This window comes from Streptomyces sp. NBC_00096 (genome assembly GCF_045041305.1).
Classification (GTDB): Bacteria; Actinomycetota; Actinomycetes; order Streptomycetales; family Streptomycetaceae; genus Streptomyces.
In genome coordinates this window covers 7,490,732-7,508,070 of record NZ_CP108221.1, presented here as the reverse complement: position 1 = coordinate 7,508,070, position 17,339 = coordinate 7,490,732, and the positions used below count along the sequence as shown (strand labels likewise).

The 17,339-nt window shown below is 66.8% G+C and carries 13 protein-coding genes and 2 pseudogenes; 5 read left to right on the top strand and 10 right to left on the bottom strand.

The features are described from left to right. Positions 1 to 11: 11 nt before the first annotated feature. The 5 genes from OG904_RS33605 to OG904_RS33585 all read right to left on the bottom strand — a co-directional run bounded on the left by OG904_RS33605 (position 12) and on the right by OG904_RS33585 (position 5,454). The gene (locus OG904_RS33605) at positions 12 to 2,720 is read right to left on the bottom strand and encodes a DUF4157 domain-containing protein (protein ID WP_405497596.1); all 2,709 of its coding nucleotides are present in this window, start codon (positions 2,718 to 2,720) and stop codon (positions 12 to 14) included. Between the two features lie 132 nt (positions 2,721 to 2,852). Then, on the bottom strand, positions 2,853 to 3,011 hold the full coding sequence (locus OG904_RS33600; protein ID WP_405497594.1) for a DUF6760 family protein: 159 nt from the start codon (positions 3,009 to 3,011) through the stop codon (positions 2,853 to 2,855). After that, positions 3,005 to 3,388 carry a hypothetical protein gene (locus OG904_RS33595; RefSeq protein WP_405497592.1) on the bottom strand — a complete coding sequence of 128 codons (384 nt, stop codon included), beginning with the start codon at positions 3,386 to 3,388 and terminating at the stop codon, positions 3,005 to 3,007. The genes OG904_RS33600 and OG904_RS33595 overlap by 7 nt, the downstream gene beginning before the upstream one ends. Continuing rightward, positions 3,385 to 3,837: a phage tail protein gene (locus OG904_RS33590; RefSeq protein WP_405497590.1), complete on the bottom strand. Its 453-nt coding sequence runs from the start codon at positions 3,835 to 3,837 to the stop codon at positions 3,385 to 3,387. Before OG904_RS33590 ends, OG904_RS33595 begins: the two co-directional genes overlap by 4 nt. A 102-nt stretch (positions 3,838 to 3,939) precedes the next feature. Then, positions 3,940 to 5,454, bottom strand: coding sequence for a phage tail sheath family protein (locus OG904_RS33585; RefSeq protein WP_405497588.1), 1,515 nt, complete (start codon positions 5,452 to 5,454; stop codon positions 3,940 to 3,942). A gap of 204 nt (positions 5,455 to 5,658) precedes the next feature. Between OG904_RS33585 and OG904_RS33580 the strand changes: the two genes are divergently transcribed. Continuing rightward, positions 5,659 to 6,276 carry a Pvc16 family protein gene (locus tag OG904_RS33580; protein ID WP_405497586.1) on the top strand — a complete coding sequence of 206 codons (618 nt, stop codon included), beginning with the start codon at positions 5,659 to 5,661 and terminating at the stop codon, positions 6,274 to 6,276. A gap of 4 nt (positions 6,277 to 6,280) precedes the next feature. Beyond that, positions 6,281 to 7,897 (top strand): hypothetical protein, encoded by a 1,617-nt coding sequence (locus tag OG904_RS33575; protein WP_405497584.1) that lies wholly within the window; start codon positions 6,281 to 6,283, stop codon positions 7,895 to 7,897. Between the two features lie 132 nt (positions 7,898 to 8,029). Here the strand turns inward: OG904_RS33575 and OG904_RS33570 are convergent. From OG904_RS33570 to OG904_RS33560, 3 genes and pseudogenes are all read right to left on the bottom strand, one after another. Then, positions 8,030 to 8,999, bottom strand: a pseudogene (locus OG904_RS33570) (IS481 family transposase). 1,068 nt (positions 9,000 to 10,067) lie between these two features. Next, positions 10,068 to 11,891, bottom strand: coding sequence for a hypothetical protein (locus tag OG904_RS33565; RefSeq protein ID WP_405497582.1), 1,824 nt, complete (start codon positions 11,889 to 11,891; stop codon positions 10,068 to 10,070). A 46-nt stretch (positions 11,892 to 11,937) separates the two neighbouring features. Beyond that, positions 11,938 to 12,561, bottom strand: a complete 624-nt coding sequence (locus OG904_RS33560) for a hypothetical protein (protein WP_405497580.1) — start codon at positions 12,559 to 12,561, stop codon at positions 11,938 to 11,940. A 533-nt stretch (positions 12,562 to 13,094) separates the two neighbouring features. Here OG904_RS33560 and OG904_RS33555 point away from each other — a divergent pair. Next, positions 13,095 to 13,253 (top strand): annotated as a pseudogene (locus OG904_RS33555) (IS5/IS1182 family transposase); the annotation flags it as partial. Between the two features lie 246 nt (positions 13,254 to 13,499). Then, positions 13,500 to 13,745, top strand: coding sequence for a hypothetical protein (locus OG904_RS33550; RefSeq protein WP_405497578.1), 246 nt, complete (start codon positions 13,500 to 13,502; stop codon positions 13,743 to 13,745). 41 nt (positions 13,746 to 13,786) lie between these two features. Here OG904_RS33550 and def read toward each other — a convergent pair whose 3' ends face one another. Continuing rightward, positions 13,787 to 14,452 (bottom strand): peptide deformylase, encoded by a 666-nt coding sequence (def, locus tag OG904_RS33545; protein WP_405497576.1) that lies wholly within the window; start codon positions 14,450 to 14,452, stop codon positions 13,787 to 13,789. 68 nt (positions 14,453 to 14,520) lie between these two features. Further along, positions 14,521 to 15,381 carry a diiron oxygenase gene (locus OG904_RS33540; RefSeq protein WP_405497574.1) on the bottom strand — a complete coding sequence of 287 codons (861 nt, stop codon included), beginning with the start codon at positions 15,379 to 15,381 and terminating at the stop codon, positions 14,521 to 14,523. A gap of 632 nt (positions 15,382 to 16,013) precedes the next feature. Between OG904_RS33540 and OG904_RS33535 the strand changes: the two genes are divergently transcribed. After that, positions 16,014 to 17,339: a lysine N(6)-hydroxylase/L-ornithine N(5)-oxygenase family protein gene (locus tag OG904_RS33535; RefSeq protein WP_405497572.1), complete on the top strand. Its 1,326-nt coding sequence runs from the start codon at positions 16,014 to 16,016 to the stop codon at positions 17,337 to 17,339.

The window sequence follows — 17,339 nt, the reverse complement described above, 5'->3', positions numbered from 1 at the left end:
GCGTGTAGCTCCTAGTACGTGTATCCAAAGCGGTCACGGCGAGCGGCGTCGTCGAGGCGCTGCGCGCTGCTCCACAGCTCCCGGACCCGGGGGTAGACGCGCTCGGCCAGGTCGGTCACCTGGTCTTCCTTGAGCGCGTTGGCCCGGAACGCCGTGGTGAAATCGACTTCGTCCTTCTCCTCCGGCTCCTCCTTTTCGGAGGGATGGAGGAATCCGGCGGTGGCCGCCGTCCACAGCGAGCTCTTGACCTCTTTCCAGACGTCGAGCCCCGTGCCGGTGGTGCTGTCGGAACCGTCGCCGTCCTCGTCGTCCCCGCCCGTCACGTGGGCGACCGGGGGGAGCTGCGAGGCCCACGGTGGCCGCAGCCCGTTCTTCTGCTGCTCGGCACCGGTACCGAAGCCCTGCGGCCCAGTATGGCCACCGGCCTCCTTAACGGACTCCTGTGCGGAGGCTGCCGGAAGGCTGGACTTCTGCAGCCCCGTCGCGGAGCGTCCTGCCCCGGGAGCGGACGGTTGCGGGGGCCGGGCCGGTACGGGATTCCTGAAGGGGGGAGGGAGCGGAGCCTCGTCGCCGTCCTCGTCCTCCGCCGGGCGCCGGCCCCCGAAGAACTCCCGTACGGCATCGCGGCGCTTGCGATCCATGTTGATGCCGAACTGCGAGGCCAGCCCCTGTGCGAGGTTGAGGCCCACCTGGCCCTTGAGCCAGTGGATGTCCCGCTCCGGGCCTATGTCGTCGTCGTCATCGTCCGAGGTGAGCCTGCCGGTCCTCGCGGCCTCGCTGAGACGGAATTCGATCGCGTCCTTCAACGCCGGGTCCGTCTGCAGGTCTGCTGCGGTCAGCAGCGGACCGTCACCGCGCGTGTGGCGCTGCTCGTAGTTCCTCTCGGCGAGGAACTGCACGATGACGTCCTCACGGGTGCCCTGTGCGAGGAAGTGCTTCAGCCGGAAATCGATCATCTCCTGGTGCTGCTGGGTGGTCAGGTCGTCGCTCGTGAGGTTGGAGCGGTGGCCCGTGTCGTGGCGGGTCGCATGGTTGAGCTCCGCGAGGTACTCCTCGACGACCGTGTCCCTGGAGGCGCGCTGTACGCCGTCCACCAGGCCGGTCTCAGGAGTCCACGACATCTCCGGGAGTCCGGAGAAGGCCGGCTCGGACACGGGCGCGGCGGCCTGGGGTTCCGGTTCGGGCGCTGGAGGGGGCGGCGGCGCAGGAGGCGGTGTCGCGGGCGCCATCTGCGTGATCAGGCGCCGGATCTCCTCGGGATCGGGTGTGTCCGTGACGGGCTTGCGGTGGACCAGCGGCGCCGGAGCGCCGGGATCCCCGCGGAAGTGGCGCTCGGCGGAGACGGCCTCGGCCTCCAGGGCACGGCCGGCGGGCGAGTTCTCGGGCGGCAGGTTGTTGCCGTACCGCTTCTGCTGCGCGACATGGGTCAGCTCGTGGGCGATGAGTCCGCGGGTGCGGGCGGAATCCATCGACGCGGCGGTGTCGGGGAGGTACACCTCCGCGTTCTTGGTGAACGCCTTCGCCGACATGTCCTGGGCCATGCTGGTGGCCTGCGCGCCCGTGTGCAGTGTGGTGCCGGTGACGTCGATGCCGTGCAGGTTGGACACGGCGCGGGCCAGGTCGGCGGGGGCCGTGGCGGCGGGCGTGGCAGCGCGGTGGTGCAGCGGCGGCCGGGGCGGCCCGTCGGCTGCGGCCGGACCGCCCCGGCCGGCAGGGTCGGCGCCCTGGTGCGGGGCCGGGTCGGGTGCCGTCGCGGGCGGGGCGGGAAGCTCGGTGCGGTGCTCTGCGGGGGTGGGAGGCGGCCCGGCGGGTGCCGGGTCCGGCTCGGACACCGGGAGCGGGTGGAGGAGGGCGGCCGGCGGAGGCCTGCCGTCCTCCTCCCCCAGGGCGGCCGGGTCCGGGTGGGGAGTGTGGGACAGCGCCGCACCCAGCCCCAGGCGGCGGCTCTGCCCGAGGTTCCGCCGCACCAGGTGCTCGCGCGCGGTCGGCTCGGCCCGGGCGGCGGGATCCGGTACGGAGGCCGCCGGGGTGTCGAAGAAGGGCGAAGGCAGGTCGCCCGCCTGCGGGAACAGCAGCGAGGCGAGATCGGTGGCGGAGCCGACGGCGCCGGCGTTCATCCACGCCGGGGGGTGGGTGGACTCGGTGGCCCGGCGGGGCTCTCCGACACTGCCCTCGGTGACCCGGGTCAGGTCCTGCGCGGGCGGCTCCGGCGTACGCACCACGGGGACCTGCCGCACCGCAGGGGCGGCCGGCAGCTCCGGGGCCGGGAGGTCCGCGGCGGGCAGAACCGCGGCGGATGCGGCGGCGTCCCCTGTGCGGCCCTGCACGGGGCTGCCGAGTCGTGGGAGGGCCGGCGTCTCCGCGAGCCCGGTCTCCGGGGTCCGCCGCGGCTGCACGTGGCGCAGCGGGACCGCCTTGGCCAACCCCTCCACCCGGCCGGCAGGCACCTCGGAAGGCTTCTCGCCGCCGGCGGAGGGGGCCGCCGTGGCCAGCATCGTGCCGGCCGCGCGGAGGGTCCGGTCGGCGACCGGTGGTGCGGTGAGCCCTTGTGCGGCCGGGGCCGTCAGAGGTCCGGCGAGCGGAGGCAGGCGCCGCCATGCTGCGGGTTCGGAGGGCGGGGCGGCCGCCGCCGGGCCGCCGGGGGCGGCGGGCTGGGGGGCGGCGGGCTGCTGTCCGGATCCGGTGGGGTTGCCACCACGGCGGCGGAAGGGCCAGTTCATGTCGTTCCTTGTCGGCGGGGCGGATCGGCGGGGCCCGGGGTCACGGAGCGGCGGGGCCCGGGGTCACGGAGCGGCGGGCCGGGGTTCGCCCGTGTGAGGCGCACCGGCGGGCCCCCTCGTATCCCGGCACGGTCACTCTTCGGACAGCTGCCGGTTGATCTTGCCGATCTCCTCGATCATCCGGGCGCGGACGGGGTGCTCGAGGGCGAGCACCGCGTCCAGGGACCAGTGGAGGTAGTACGCCACGTACGCAGCCTCTTCCCAGAGGCGGTCGGCTGCGTACGTCAGCATTCCCCCGGGGCATCACCGGAGAGGTCCACCGCGAACTCGTGGCTGCACTCCGGGCACGCCACCGCGGCCTCGGTCGTCCCCTGCTGGTTGACCCGCTTGTACAGGTCCTGCAGGAACGCGAGGTCGGAGGCGAAGAGGTTCTCGATGACGTAGCCGTTGACCTCGGGAAGGTCACCGAGGGCGATGACGGTGCGCTCCAGGAGCAGGACCGTGAGGTAGGCGGGGTTGCCGCGGACGCGCGCGTCGGACTGCGGGGTGATCTCGTCGCGGGCCGTGGCCAGGCGCATGACGCCCTGGCGGTGGATCGCGCCGCTCTGGTCCACGTAGCCGCGGGGCAGGGTGAAGGGGTACTCGGTGCGCAGGGTGTCGTCCGTCATGCCGACACCCGCTGGATGCTTTCGCACACGAGGGTGGTGGTCTCCATCAGGACCTCGGTCGCGCCCGCCTTGAGCCCGCCGATCTCCAGCTTGGAGGGCCAGGCGTTGAAGAGGTAATAACGGGCGACCGGCTTGCCGTCGAAGCTGTACATGACCAGCGAGCAGCTCCTGCGGGCGCTCGTGATGTTGCCGGCCAGCACCGACTGGTGCCAGGCCCACAGCTCCATCCCGCCGGTCTTGCCGCGGCGGAGCACGACCGTGGGCGGCTTGGCCTTGCCGGGAAGCTTCTTGAAGATGACCTCCTTGTCGTTGGAGGACAGGTAGTCGACGGGCTCCACTTCGGTCGTGATGCCTGAAAGTTCGGAGAACGAGGCGATCTCGTGTCCGTCGATGGTGATGGAGAAGCGGGCCGCTGTGAGAGCGTCGTGGTCTCCGAGTCCTGCCGACACGGGCAGTCTCCCTTCGTGCAGGTGCGAATGGGGGGTGGGGCGGTGGGTGGGGCGTCTGCCGGTTCCCGGTGGGCCGGGAACCGGCAGGCGCCCCGGTGGGTACTACTCGTCCAGCGAGGCGCCTTCGGAGTACTGGGAGATGCGGAAGACGACGAATTCCGCGGGCTTGACGGCCGCGATGCCGACCTCGACGGTCAGGACACCGCGGTCGCGGCTGTCCTCCGGGTTGTTCTCCTGGTCGCACTTGACGTAGAACGCGTCGTCGGGGGTGCGGCCGTACAGCGCCCCGTCGCGCCAGACCCCGCGCAGGAACGACGTGATGGTGCGCTTGACCGAGTCCCACAGCTTGGGGTCGTTCGGTTCGAACACCACCCAGTTGGTGCCCTGGAGGATCGAGCTCTCGACGAAGTTGAACAGACGCCGGACGTTGAGGTAGCGCCACTCCGGGTCGCTACTGAGCGTCCGGGCGCCCCAGACCCGGATGCCCTGGCCGGGGAAGACCCGGATGCAGTTCACACCGAGTGGGTTGAGCAGGTCGTGTTCGCGGCGGGTGATGGCCAGTTCGAGCGCGAGCGGACCGCGCAGGGTCTCGTTCGCCGGAGCCTTGTGGACACCGCGGGTGTCGTCGTTGCGGGCCCAGATGCCGGCCATGTGGCCACTGGGCGGCAGGAAGCGGGGCTTGCCGGTGGCGGGGTCCATGACCTTGACCCACGGCCAGTACAGGGCTGCGTACTTCGAGTCGTAGCCGGCCTCGTCCACCCGCCAGTCGCGCACCTGCTGGGCATTGAGCCCGGCCGGGGTGTCGAGGACGGCGACGCGGTCGGACATCAGCTCGCAGTGTGCGATGACGGCGAGCTGGACGGCCTTCGCGCCGTCGCTGTCTAGCAGCCCGGCTTCGAGGGCCGTCATGGCGTCGGGCACGGCCACCATCGTGACGCCGTCCACGGCCTCCAGAGCGGAGATGCCCGTTCGGGCCAGGGCGTCACCGATGAAGTCGGCGGGGCTGAGCGTGGCGGGCACGGCCCCTGCGTCCACACCGCCCTCGCACTGCACGCCCTGCTGGGCGGGCGTGGCGGCGGCTTCCGTGACGGCCTCCAGCCGGATGAGCCGGGAGCGCTGGTTGACCGCCGCTACGGCCTTGGCCGCGGTGAGCTTGTCGAAGGACTCGACGGGCCTGCCGTCCTTGAGGACGGCGAGCTTGAAGAGGCCTTCGTCCCGGTCGTGGGCGGGCTCGGTCACGACCCGCAGGCCGTTCCCCGCCGCACCCGCGTCCGCGGCGTGGACCAGTAGCACCGCCTCGCCCTGAGCATCGCGCAGGACGGCCTGCGCGGACGCCGGCTCGGTCTCACCGCCCGAGGCCTCGATGCGCACGATGTACGCGCTGCCGCCGCCGTTCAGGAAATATCCGTAGACGCTGTGGGCTAGGTGGGAGTTCTCGGTGAACTCGCCGAAGGTCTGTGCGTACTGGGTCCAGTTCGTGACGAGTGTGGGCTCGTTCACCGGCCCCTGCTCGGCAAGGCCGACGAAGGCGCACACGGCGGTGCCGACGCCTTCGATGGGCTTGGACCCCGACGGCACTTCCTCGACATAGACGCCTGGTGACAGGTAGCTGGGCAATTCGTCCTCCGACGGTCGTTTCTCGTAGCTATACGATCGCCCGGGCAGGCCGGCGGCAGGAGAAGCGAACGGGTGGCCGGACGGGCATGGAATTGCCCCTTCGGGAATCCCTGAACGCGCAGCGCGAAAGGGCACCGAACAGGCATGACCTCCTGTCCTTCCGCCGGGCGCGGGAAGGGGAACGGGTGGCGCAGAATTCGGAGCATGATTCTCAGCGACGCCACCAACTCCCTGCGCCGGCTGCTGCAATCCCTTCTGCCGGAAGGCGAGTCGGTGTTCTCCGGTTCACTCGCCCACTGGCACGACGCCGCGATCGCGCAGCCCCACGGCATCGGCCTCTACCTGCACCGGATCGAGGAGACTCCGACCGGCATCGGCGGCGACTGGTACGACATGCGCGACGATGCGGGTCGCGTCGTCGCCCGCGGCGGGCCGGCCCGCCGCTTCAAGCTCGGCTACGCGCTGTGGGCCTGGTCCGAGGGGGACCCGGACGAGGAGACGCGCCTGCTCGGCGAGGCACTCGACCTCCTGGCCGGCCACCGGCAGCTGCCTGCCGGGTGCCTGACCGGCTCCCTCACCGAGGGCGCACCTGCCCGGCTGGCCGTGGCTCCCGAAGGCCTGCCGACCGCGGACGGGATGTGGGGCGCCGCCGGGCTGGCCCAGCGGACCTCCTTCCAGGTGATCCTGACCGCCGACCTGCTGCCCGAGCCGGTCGCCCCGGCCCCGCTGGTCCGCGAGCGCAGCCTGCACACCGCCACGTCTGCGTCCCGGTCGGGGACGGCCCGCGCCGGGGGCCGCAGCTACCCGGTCAAGGAGATGTGAGCACATGGAGATGGTGAAAGATGCCTACCGGCAGGTGACCACCGATCTGGAACAGTTCGACAAACTGTTCCTGGACGTCGCGAGCCTCGCCTACGCGCCGTACTACGAGTCACAGGGAAGCCCGTGGGCCGGCCTCCTCGTCGATTCCCATCAGATTTACACGAAGCACCGCATGACGATTGAGCTCACTAATGCGATCGGCTCCTTCACCCAGGTTCAGGGCCAAACCCAAGCCAAGAATCTCTGCGTTGAGGTGACGAAATTCCTCAAGGGATTTACGAAGGAATTCACCGAAAACTGCATATGTGAACGGGAAGACGCCTGGAAGAAAATCGGGCAGTACTACGCGAACAGCGAGAACGGGACCAGCACTGCCCTTCGTGAGGATCTCACCAAGGCGTACGAAGCGTTCCAGAAGATGCTGGAATCAATGGCGTCGATCGCCCGGAGCATGGAGTACTGGAAGGACTTCATCCGCTGCGATGACCTGCCCGAGCTGGGGGCGGAAATGGCCTACTGGCAGCAGTACGCGGGCCAGTGGTTCAGCTACGCGTGGAGCCACATACCGGTCGACGAAGCTCCGCCCCCGACCCCCAGGGGCGGGGGCGGCGGGCAGGGGCGGGTGGCGGATGTCGAGGTCAGGGGTGCCGGCATCAAGCCTGCGGGGAATCAACAGGCACACACCGCCTCGCAGGGGCAGGGGCAGGGGCAGGGGCAGCCGGCCGGTAGCACGCCGCCCGCCACACAGGCCGCGTCGTCCTCCTTCTCGCCGGGCGCCACCAACCGACCCCGTCCCCTCATCCCGGCCTTCCAGCCCGCCAGGAGCCGCAAGCCGAAACGGAGGGACAACAGCATCCCTGTCATCGGCCGCCTCCTCTTCACACGTGAATCCACCAAGTTGAAGGATGCGGACGCGGCAGCCATCGCGGACGCAATAAAATTCAACGTGATCATCATGCGCCTCCTGATGCGGCGCATGCGGAAAGAGATCCTCTCGGACCGGGGGTGCCTGGGGACCTTCCAGAACCACATCGAGCAGAAGGACTGGACTAAATCAGAATACCTTGGACTCGAAAACCAAAGATCAGAATTCACCCGCCTCCTCAATGTAGCCGAATCCGAAATCGACGAGTTCAAAAGATACGAAGAAATCATCAGGTCAGACAAGAACACGGGGGCGCTGCAGCCCACCTCCGACGCCGCGAATAAATGCTACGCCACACTCCAGGAGCTCGCAAAATACATCAATGAACACATCTCCAAGAGCATTTCACCCATGCCTGCGTCCAGGCTGATCCGTCGGGACAAGAACAGGCTGCTAACAGGTCCCGGAGGGTGGGAGCTCATAAAAGACCTCGAGGAAATCTCCAAGCAGAGTCGCATCGCCAACATTAAATGTGAGAAGCTCGTTGAACGCACCAACAAGATCATCACGGACAATGATTTTGAGCACAAATACATGCCTTACCAGGGAATCCTGCGCATCACCGGCTACCCGGCTGCCGCCGAGGCGATCACACCGAAGTGCATAAACCGCGCTCAAGACAAGGCGACGAAGGTAGCCGCGCAATCACGAGACCTCCGGACCCAGCTCGCCTCCGCAGATTGGACCGGCCGCTGACCCCTGGGACCGTGCGCCCAGGGGCCCCGGCGTTTGCCGGCGTCGTCCGATTCCGATTCCGATTCCGAGTGGATCAGTGCGGTCCGTGGGACGGTAACGCGCGTCAATACGGCGCCCGTGGATCATGGAGTCCTATCTCTTCAAAGTCCTTGATGTCGCCGTGTGCGTCCCGTCATCGCCCCTCACCGCATCCAGTGCGGTGTGGAAGCGGTGGTGTTGTAGGCGCGGAGGAAGTTCTGCCAGGGCTGCTGTCCGCTCATCGTTGGAGGTGTAGGGCCGCAGGCAGGCCCGCTCTTCGAGGAGGGTGCGGTTGAAGCGTTCGACCTTGCCGTTGGTCTGTGGCCGGTAGGGCCGGGTGCGTTTGTGGGCGATGCCGGCTGCGACCAAGGCCCGGGTGAAGAGCTTGGATTGGCAGCAGGAGCCGTTGTCGGTCAGAACGCGTTCGACGATGATGTCACGGGCGGCGAAGAAGGCGGCGGCTCGTTGCCAGAAGCTGGTCGTCGTGTCCTTGCGCTCGTCGGTGAGGACTTCGCTGTAAGCGAGGCGGGCGTGGTCGTCGACTGCGGAGTGGACGTAGGCGTAGCCGATCACCGGCTTGGAGCTTTTGCGCTCGGCGGTGGTGGCGATCTTGTTGTCCATCACGGTGCGACGGTCCATGACCTTGTGGCCGCCGCCGTCAGGGATCCGGCCGAGTTTCCTGATGTCAACGTGGATGAGTTCGCCGGGTCGGTCGCGGCGTAGCGGCGGACCGGCTGCCCGGTGGGCCGGTCGAGCCGGGCCAGGCGGCCCAGGCCGTGACGGGTCATGATCCGGTGCACGGTCGAGGCGGGCAGGCCCAGGATCGGGCCGATCCGGGCAGGGCCGAGCTTTCGGCTTCGGCACAGGTCACAGACCCGGGCTTCGACCGCGGTGGTGTTCGGTGAGGTGTCATGTGCGGGCGGCTGGAGCGGTCATGCAGCCCGGCGTCGCCATCGGCCCGCCACCGGCGGACCCACTTGTGGGCCGGTGGGCCTCGATATGCCCATCCCGGCTGCGACATGCGCGTCCGGCCGGCCGGCCAGGACACGTTCGACCAGGATCCGCGTTTGCCGGGTCGCGGCATCCGGTGCGGTGCATCTCCCCACTTGCGCGATCACGGACGAACTCGGCCGGATCGCCCTCCCCCGCCCGCCTGGCCATCCGCGGGCAGTTGGGGAATCGAGAACTCCTCGCACCACATCGGGGAAGGGCGGCTTCAAGTTCCGAGTAGGAGCGGGCTGTCCGTGCCATCCAAGATTCAGGTGGTGCTGTGTTCGCAAACGTCTCGGATCGTTCGGGTGGCCCTGGTGCGCTTGTCACGCTGATGATCGCCGATCACATCCCTGCGCCGGTGCCACCTGCCCCCACAGGCCGTGGACGATCTACGCGATCCCTGAACTTGCAATCGCTCTGCGGGCTCAGGAACCCGATGGCCTCGTACCGCCTTTGGGGCGGCCACGCTCCTCCGATCTCCCGACGGGCACACCTCCTCGGTCAGTCGTCACCGCCGAAGGAGCTGCTCTCTTCCGAGGAGCCGCTGTCGGTCACATGGGGGACCGCTCCGAGGCCGGGGGCCCGGCCGGGTGAGCGCCGCCGACAACGCCCGGGTCAGACCAGTACGCTCCGCGAGCAGCCGCAGCCTCAGCCGCGCCCTGCCCACATGCCCCTTCCCCCGACATCACCAGCTCACGTGCCCACTGAATACTTTGCATGTGAAAGGTGCCCCCACCCACTCACGATCCAAGCCATAGCCAAGCCGGATCGTCGCAGGTCAAGGGGCACCTTTTCCATAATGTGACAGACCGTCACCGCCCGGGGAATTCGCCCTGACGCCTCGGGGCCAGGAACGCGCCACACAGGCCACCCGCGACGACCCCGGAGAGGCCGGTCTGGTCCCCCCGCAGCAGCCACGAACCCCCGTCTCCTCCGGGCCCTAGTCCTCCCGCCACCCCGACGCAACCCCGAGCACCGGCTCTGATGGTCTCCCTGGCGGCGCCTCCACCAACACCGAGCCCGCCACTTCCACCAACGCCGGCACACTGCACCGACGCGACACCATGATCGGAAATCGCGACCGCGGCTGTCCACAGCTGCCGTGACGGGCACTGCCCTGAAATTTCTCCCAACGGCTACGACTATGAATTAGCCCTGGTCAGGAAGCAGTCCGCATGCGGTCGTGAAGCTTACTCAGCGCCGCGATGACGTTATCGATTTCCGTCTCAATATCCTGAGGAGTGGGGTTCGCATTCATGCTGGAGATCATGAGCGGGAGGGTCACCTCGGCGTCACTGATTCCGCAGTCCTGGAGAAGGCCGAGCAGGGCCTCACTCATCGTACGTGCTCGGGACCCCGGAATTCTCGTGTATTCATCCAGGAAGTCGAGGGCGTCGCCCGGATTCTTGCCCCCAAACGCACCGCCTATTTTCCTGCACCATTCTGCGGACGTCGACAGGGGGATCTGCTCATTCGATATGAGGATACTCGAACTCTCCCCGGGATCAGCCTTACTCAGGGTCGTTGTCTCAGCTGTCTTCCCGTAGGCGTCCGCAATGGCGTCGAACAGCTCACGAAGCGTCACACCGGCCTGGGGAACCACGACCATGCCGCGAGCAGCAGCCGCCTTCAAGAGAAAATTAATCTTCTTATTCTTATTGTCTTGGAACTCTTTCTCCAGAGCCTTTCGGGCCATCTGGAGCTTGTTCGCGCGACCTTTCCCTCCCGCGACGATCAGATCGATCACCTGGTCCAATCGAGCGGTGGGCCCCATTGTCTGGTTGATCCACTCAAGAACAGGTCTAGCCTTGCAGTTTGCGTCCATAAATTTCTGCGGGAACGTGGTCAACCCGAATTTACGGATATGTGTGGTGAGGAGGAAACCGAGACCGATATTGCCAGTATTCGTCTGTTCTGCAAGGAGCTCCAGAGCCTTCTCCGCAGCATCCAGTTTCCCGTTGACCGCAAGATCGAAAATCTGCCGGAAGCCCTGCGCGAGTTGCTCCTCCGTGATCTGATCAGCCGGTATAGTCGGGTCCAGGACGAAGGAACTCCCCTTTGTAGCGGCGCCCCGCTTCTGAAGAGCCTTTTGCCGCTTCACAGAACCTACCTTCGGGTTCTTCGGCTTCCTGAACTCGATATGCGCCTCGAGCTCTTCCCGCCTGGCCAGCTCTTGCGCCTTCTCCTGCTCGGTCCAGTCTTCAGGGATCTCGTCGTATACGACGTCCCAGGTGAAGTCGCTGGAGACCTTGAACTTGATCTCGTAGTCCTCCTGCACCTTGGCCAGGCCCCGGAGACCTGGAGCAAAGATATGCAAGAGCACCCTGATGTAGCGGCTTTCCCTCCCATCCGCATGATCGTCCGGAAAAACCTCTGCAGTTACCTTTAGCGGTTCCGAATTTGCATTGCAGGAATTGACGTGAGAGCCGAGATGGATATCGAGGGTGGTGATCTGCAGGTAGTCCGAGAGGACCGGGCCGTCATACGGAGCGATCGGTTCGCCCCTCTGCGCGGCACCCTCCCGATCGATCTTGTACTCGTCGTAAGGTATACCCACCTTGCGCTCAAACGGAGTAAGGTCGAATGTCATCTCCATCGGGACGACGAAACGCGTATGAAGCTCGAACTGCTCCAGCTTATGCTTATCGCCCTGGACGACCGCGTCATCCTTGGAATACATTGCCTGGTGGGCTACCTTCTGGATGTTGGTCGCCGCCCTCTGCACGGCACGCTTACCTGCCGTGATCGGGTTGATGGTCACCAGGGCACTGCGGTTCTTCGAATAGGTGAACTGAATCTTGAAGAGATTGGTGGCCTTCTTGACAGGGTGCCTGCCAAACGTGGTCCCACTGCCGAATCCGTCCTTGTTCACCACCTTGTCCAGGGTAGTGGTACCAACCGGCGGCAGAAGCTGAAAAGCACCATTCAGCATCTGGGCAGTATTCATCCCCGGCTGTATCGCATCGCCGACAAATTCCGTCATGAGGTCTTTCCTTTGTTCATCAAGAGGTGGCGGATCTAGTGGACGCCTAGCGACGGGTGAACGTCACATCGTCCAGATTGGGACTATCCTGGATCTCGAATTCGGCGTCTCGTTCAGTAAACCGAACAGAAAATACATCATCCCCGAATGAGTCCAAGGCTTCGAGTACCTTTTCGAAATGAGAGGGTGCGATGGGCTTGTTGTTGAATTTGCGCAGAACTCCTACGCACTTGTCATATTTATCGGTGTCTAGAGAGGGCTGCGACGAGTCTTCCCGGGGACCGGATTTCTCTCCTCCTACAGTTTCCGGCGTGCGAGTATCTGCGGCACCAGATTGGGCCCCACCGGCGGCAGGAGGAGCCGCCTTCGCGGCATACAGGGAGATCTGTTCGAGAGTGATGAACCGCTCGAATACTTCTTTGATAGTAATGTCGGCATTATCATTGAGCCATTGCGTCAGCCCATCCCGCTGAAGGGCAAATGTCGAGTCCGTGCACTCCTGCCACGCCTGCATGAGACGAGACACATCAGTCGCCTCATAGTGTTGAGACCAGTACGGCCGGTCTGCAGTGGCGAAGAGGTGATAAGGAGATCCGTAGTCGTATATCTCGCGCTGAATGCAGTTGTTCCTGACCGAAAGGGTAAGGAGCTCATAGAAGTGGGCCGGCATCGATTCTCCAATTGCATGTACGGGCGAAGGTGAAATGGTCGAGTTCTTGCGGAAATGATCTACGTGTACGAGACACCTCGCCGATCTGTAACAGCCTGCACCGACCCGTCGTCGGAGCACGCGGCCCAACGGGCAGTCACGGGAGCAGTCCCTTAAGCCAGTGGATCCGGATAGTGCTGTAAGCGATCAGATGGACGAAGATGCTCACTTCCGACAGTGAAGAGCGAGGAGCCCATGGGAGACAGTGGAGCTCGGCCAACACAAAAGGCACATCCGACAGGTACTGATGTACCGATCTTGATCGGGCAGTGCTGACCGGTACTACCGGTGAGGTTCGCGTAACTTGCTGGGTCGTTGTCCTGTCCAGGGCATCAGGCCCGGCCGACCGCAGGTGCGGACGCGGCGGCAGCTGATGGACGACATACGGTGGCGGACCCTGATCGGCGCCCCGTGGCGGGACGGGACGTCAGCCAAGATCCTCCCCGGCTCCAGACCGGGGCATACACAACGCACTGATCACCTGGGACGTCAACGTCGGCTCCACCGTCTGCCGGACCCACCAGCACGCCGCCGGGGCAGAGAAAAGGGGGGACCGCCGAAAGGAACCACCCGGTGGAAACGCCGTCCAGTCAGCGGACCACGGCCCCGGGCGCACCCGCGGCGGACTGACGATCAGAATCCACCTCGCCGTCACAAAGCCACGATCCCGGTCCCCGCGGACCGGGTCCGCAACCGGCTGGGACGCGGCTCGTACGGAGGTCTGCCGCGGACGTTCGGCAGAGACGACCAGAGCAGCGTGCTCCTCCTGCTGCTGCTCGCCCAGCCGCCCGCCCTGATCTGCCGATCGACCGTCGACGCCGTCGTACGCACCCACGACGGCCGCCTTGGCCGGACAGGCCCCGCGTTGGTTGTTCCCCGGCGCATGCGCGGGACGGCCCATGGAACCCTCCAGCCCGGCCCTGCACCTCAAGGCCCTCGGTATCCGGGTCCGCCCAGCACGCCACGCCTCGCTGATGGAGCTCGCCCGGGAACTGCCCGCGTACGTCTTCAGCCGGTTGCTCGGATTCGCCCAGCAGACCGCCGACCACTGGACGACGGAAACCGGCACTGCCAGCTCCTACGCCGCCGAGATCACACGGCGGGCTCCCGCCAGCGGTCGATCAGGCGGCACCACCGGCACCTGACCGATCGCACGCCGCCGGAGCGTCAGTACAGCAGCCGGCGGCTACGGCCGGTCGGTGAGCCGGGCCGCCCGGGTCCGGCGCGCCTCGAAGACCTCCTCGCGGTGCTCGGCCATCTCGCGCAGGACCCGACGGCGTTCCTTCCTGGACATCCGATCGAGGTAGATGATGCCGTTGAGGTGATCCACCTCGTGTTCCAGGCACCGGGCGAAGTACCCGGTTCCCTCGATGACGAGGGGTCGTCCGTCCATGTCGGTGCCGTGCACGGACACCCTGTCGGGTCGGGCCATCACGCTCTCGGCTCCGGGTACGGACAGGCAGCCCTCGGTGTGCTCGATGAGGTTCCGCGGTGCCGTCGCCGAGGTGTCGATCACCGGGTTGCACAGGTGTCCGACGTTGCGCACCCCGTCGTCGTCGACGCAGTCGAACACGAAGACCCGTAGGTCCGCTCCTACCTGATTGGCGGCCAGGCCCGCCCCCTGGGCGATGTGCATCGTGATGAACATGTCGTCGATCAGGGAGGCCAGTTCCACCGTTCCGAACTCCACCACCTCCCGGCACGGCCGGTGCAGCACCTCTTCCCCGGTCACCGTGATGCGACGCACCGTCGCATCGAACGCGCCGGGCGGGAGGACCGGGTACGAGTCGACCGGTCGCCCCTGGACGTATACGGCCGCCGCCGTCTCCGCGTTTTCCTCTGTTCCTGCCACAGTCCGTTCCTTTCTGCCCTTCTCCGGTACACGCACGGCTGCCGCCCGCCGGACCGCTGCCTCCCCGCTCACGGCTCCAGGAGCCCCGCCGCCAGGAACGCCTCCCTGACCCGCGGGTCCTCCAGGACCCCGAGGGAGGCGAAGTGGCGGACCGTCTGCTGCGCGGCGGACCGTACGAACGCGTCCACGGTCCGTGGGTCGTAGACCTCGGCGAGCACCTGCTCGGCCGCGTCGGCCGGCATCCCGTACCGGCGCAGTTCCGCACGCAGGGCCGGCAGGTCCGGGGCGAGGAAGCAGTGGATCAGCTGGGGTACCTGCCGGGCGGCCCATCCGCGGGTGGCCGGGTCCAGCGCGCCCCAGAGGTAGCGCAGCATGATGGCGAAGTAGGTGTGGTGGCGGCCCTCGTCGAGCGCGTGGTCCCGGATGGTGGCACGGACTTCCGGCAGTACCGCGCCCTCCTGCGGCACCGCCGACAGGCTCCCGGAGATGAGCGTTTCGGAGACGATGACGAAGAGGATCTCCAGCAGGGGCCGCATGGGCGCCGGGCTCGCCTCGCGCAGGGCTGCCAGGCGGGTGAGGAAGAAGGGTTCGCCGGGGAGCCTCGGTGCGATGCCGGTGCCGCCGCTGATCTGCTGCAGCAGGTCGACGGACATGAGCGCGTGGTAGCCCTCGTCGACATAGATCTTGAGCGCGTCCAGCCGCATCTCGGCGGGAAGCTCGAGCCCGACGGTGCCCTGCGATATGCCCAGTGCGGTCCGGTTCACCACCAGGTGTTCCAACTTCGCGGTGAAGTCCAGGTAGCGGTAGAGGTGCTGGACGATCACTTCGCGGCGGACGGCGTCCGGCAGTGCCCGCACGAGCGGGTGACGTGCCACCGGCACGAGTTCGGCGGGGAAGAACTCCGCCGTGTCCAGGTCGCCCCTCACCACGCGTCGTGGCGCGGTCCTGGTGGCAGCCCGCTCGTACCAGGTCCGGAACGGACTCCGGTAGGAATCCGCCCCCGGGCCGAGGGGCGCCCCGTCCTGTCCGAGGTCTTCCTCCTCCCCCGGCTCCCCTTCTTCCCCCCGCTCCTCTCCTTCCCCCGGCTCGTCCGCTCCGCCGCCGGCGGCCGCCCCGAACCGGTTCTTGGCAGGGCAGAAGCTGACCGCGGAGCACCCTAAGAACAGACCGACCGTGCCGCACATATGCCTTCTCATCTCTTTCGGGCAATTCATTGGCGCCGCCGGGAGGCTTGCCGCCCGAAGTCCACCGGTATGAAAGACGTAACGCACCCGCCAGGGGGAAGTGGACACTAACACGCGGCTACCGGACTTCCGCAATCGCTGCCAGGACCGAGAAGTCGAGCCGATGGGGGGAGTACCTTTCATCACCGCGCACCCCCTACCCGGGGGAATCCGGAATGATCCACCGTCACATGGTTGTCCGTCAGAAACTATTCTGGCAAGGTCAGTTCGGTCGTGTTCATGGGAGCAGTCCGGTGCACGGCGGGCCCTGACTTCGCCGATGGAATCCCGGCCCGCGCCCAGCGCACCCACCCCTCGAACGGTAAAGGAGAGCCCCCTTGGGCACCTCAGAATTACCCACGCCGGAAAACCATGTATTTGACGTCATCGGTGTTGGATTCGGACCATCCAATATCGCACTGGCCATCGCGATCGAGGAATTGAACCTCGACTCGGACGGAAGCCGGATATCCGCCCGTTTCCTCGAGAAACAGGACTCCTTCGGCTGGCACCGCGGCATGCTGATCGAGGGCGCCACGATGCAGGTGCCCTTCGTCAAGGACCTGGTGACGATGCGGCGGCCTTCCAGCCGCTACGGCTACCTTTCCTATCTGCACGAGACGGGTCGGCTGGCGGACTTCGTCAACGCGAACTCGTTCTTCCCGCTCCGGGTGGAGTTCCACGCCTATCTGGAGTGGTGTGCCGCCCAGTTCGCCCGTCAGGTCGGATACGGGTGTGAGGTGGTGGACGTCCGGCCCGTCTCCCTCGACGGGACGACGACCGCGTACCTCGACGTGGTGGTCCGTCAGGAAGGCCGGACCATCGTCCAGCGTGCCCGGAACCTCGTCATCGCGGCCGGCCTGGAGCCGGTGCTGCCCGAGGGCACGACCCCCGGTCCGCGCGTGTGGCACTCGGCCGAACTGCTGCACGAAGCAGCACGGCTGCCCGCCGAGGACGTCCCCCGCTCGTTCGTCGTGGTCGGGGCGGGCCAGAGCGCCGCCGAAGCCGTGGACTACCTGCACCAGCACTACCAGCACGCCGATGTGCACGCGGTGTTCGCACGATTCGGCTACAGCGTCGCGGACGCCACGCCCTTCACCAACCGCATCTTCGATCCGGCGTCGGTGGACCACTACTTCTCGGCGCCCCCGGCGGTGCGCCGGGCGCTCCTGGACTACCACGGCAACACCAACTACGCGGTCGTGGACGCGGACCTGATAGCCGAGCTGTACCGGCGCCACTACCTGGAGGGCGTGACGGGCCGTCGGCGCCTGCACTTCCACAACACCTCCCGGGTGAGTTCCCTGACCGTCGGAGACACCCGCGTCACCGCGCAGGTGGAGTTCCTGCCGACCGGTGAGCACACCGCGATCGAAGCCGATGCGATCGTCTACGCCACCGGCTACCGCCCCAGGGACCCGGTTCGACTGCTCGCCTCCGTGACGGATTCGTGCAAGTACGACGACGACGGCCGCCTGGACATCACGCGCGACTACCGGGTCTCCTGCGACGAGACGATGCACGCGGGGATCTACGTACAAGGACCGACCGAGACCTCGCACGGCATCTCCTCGGGGCTGCTGTCCAACATCGCGGTCCGGGCCGGTGAGATCCTCCGCTCCATCACGCGGAACGCCGTCCGCTCCCCCGGGCTCCCCGGCTGA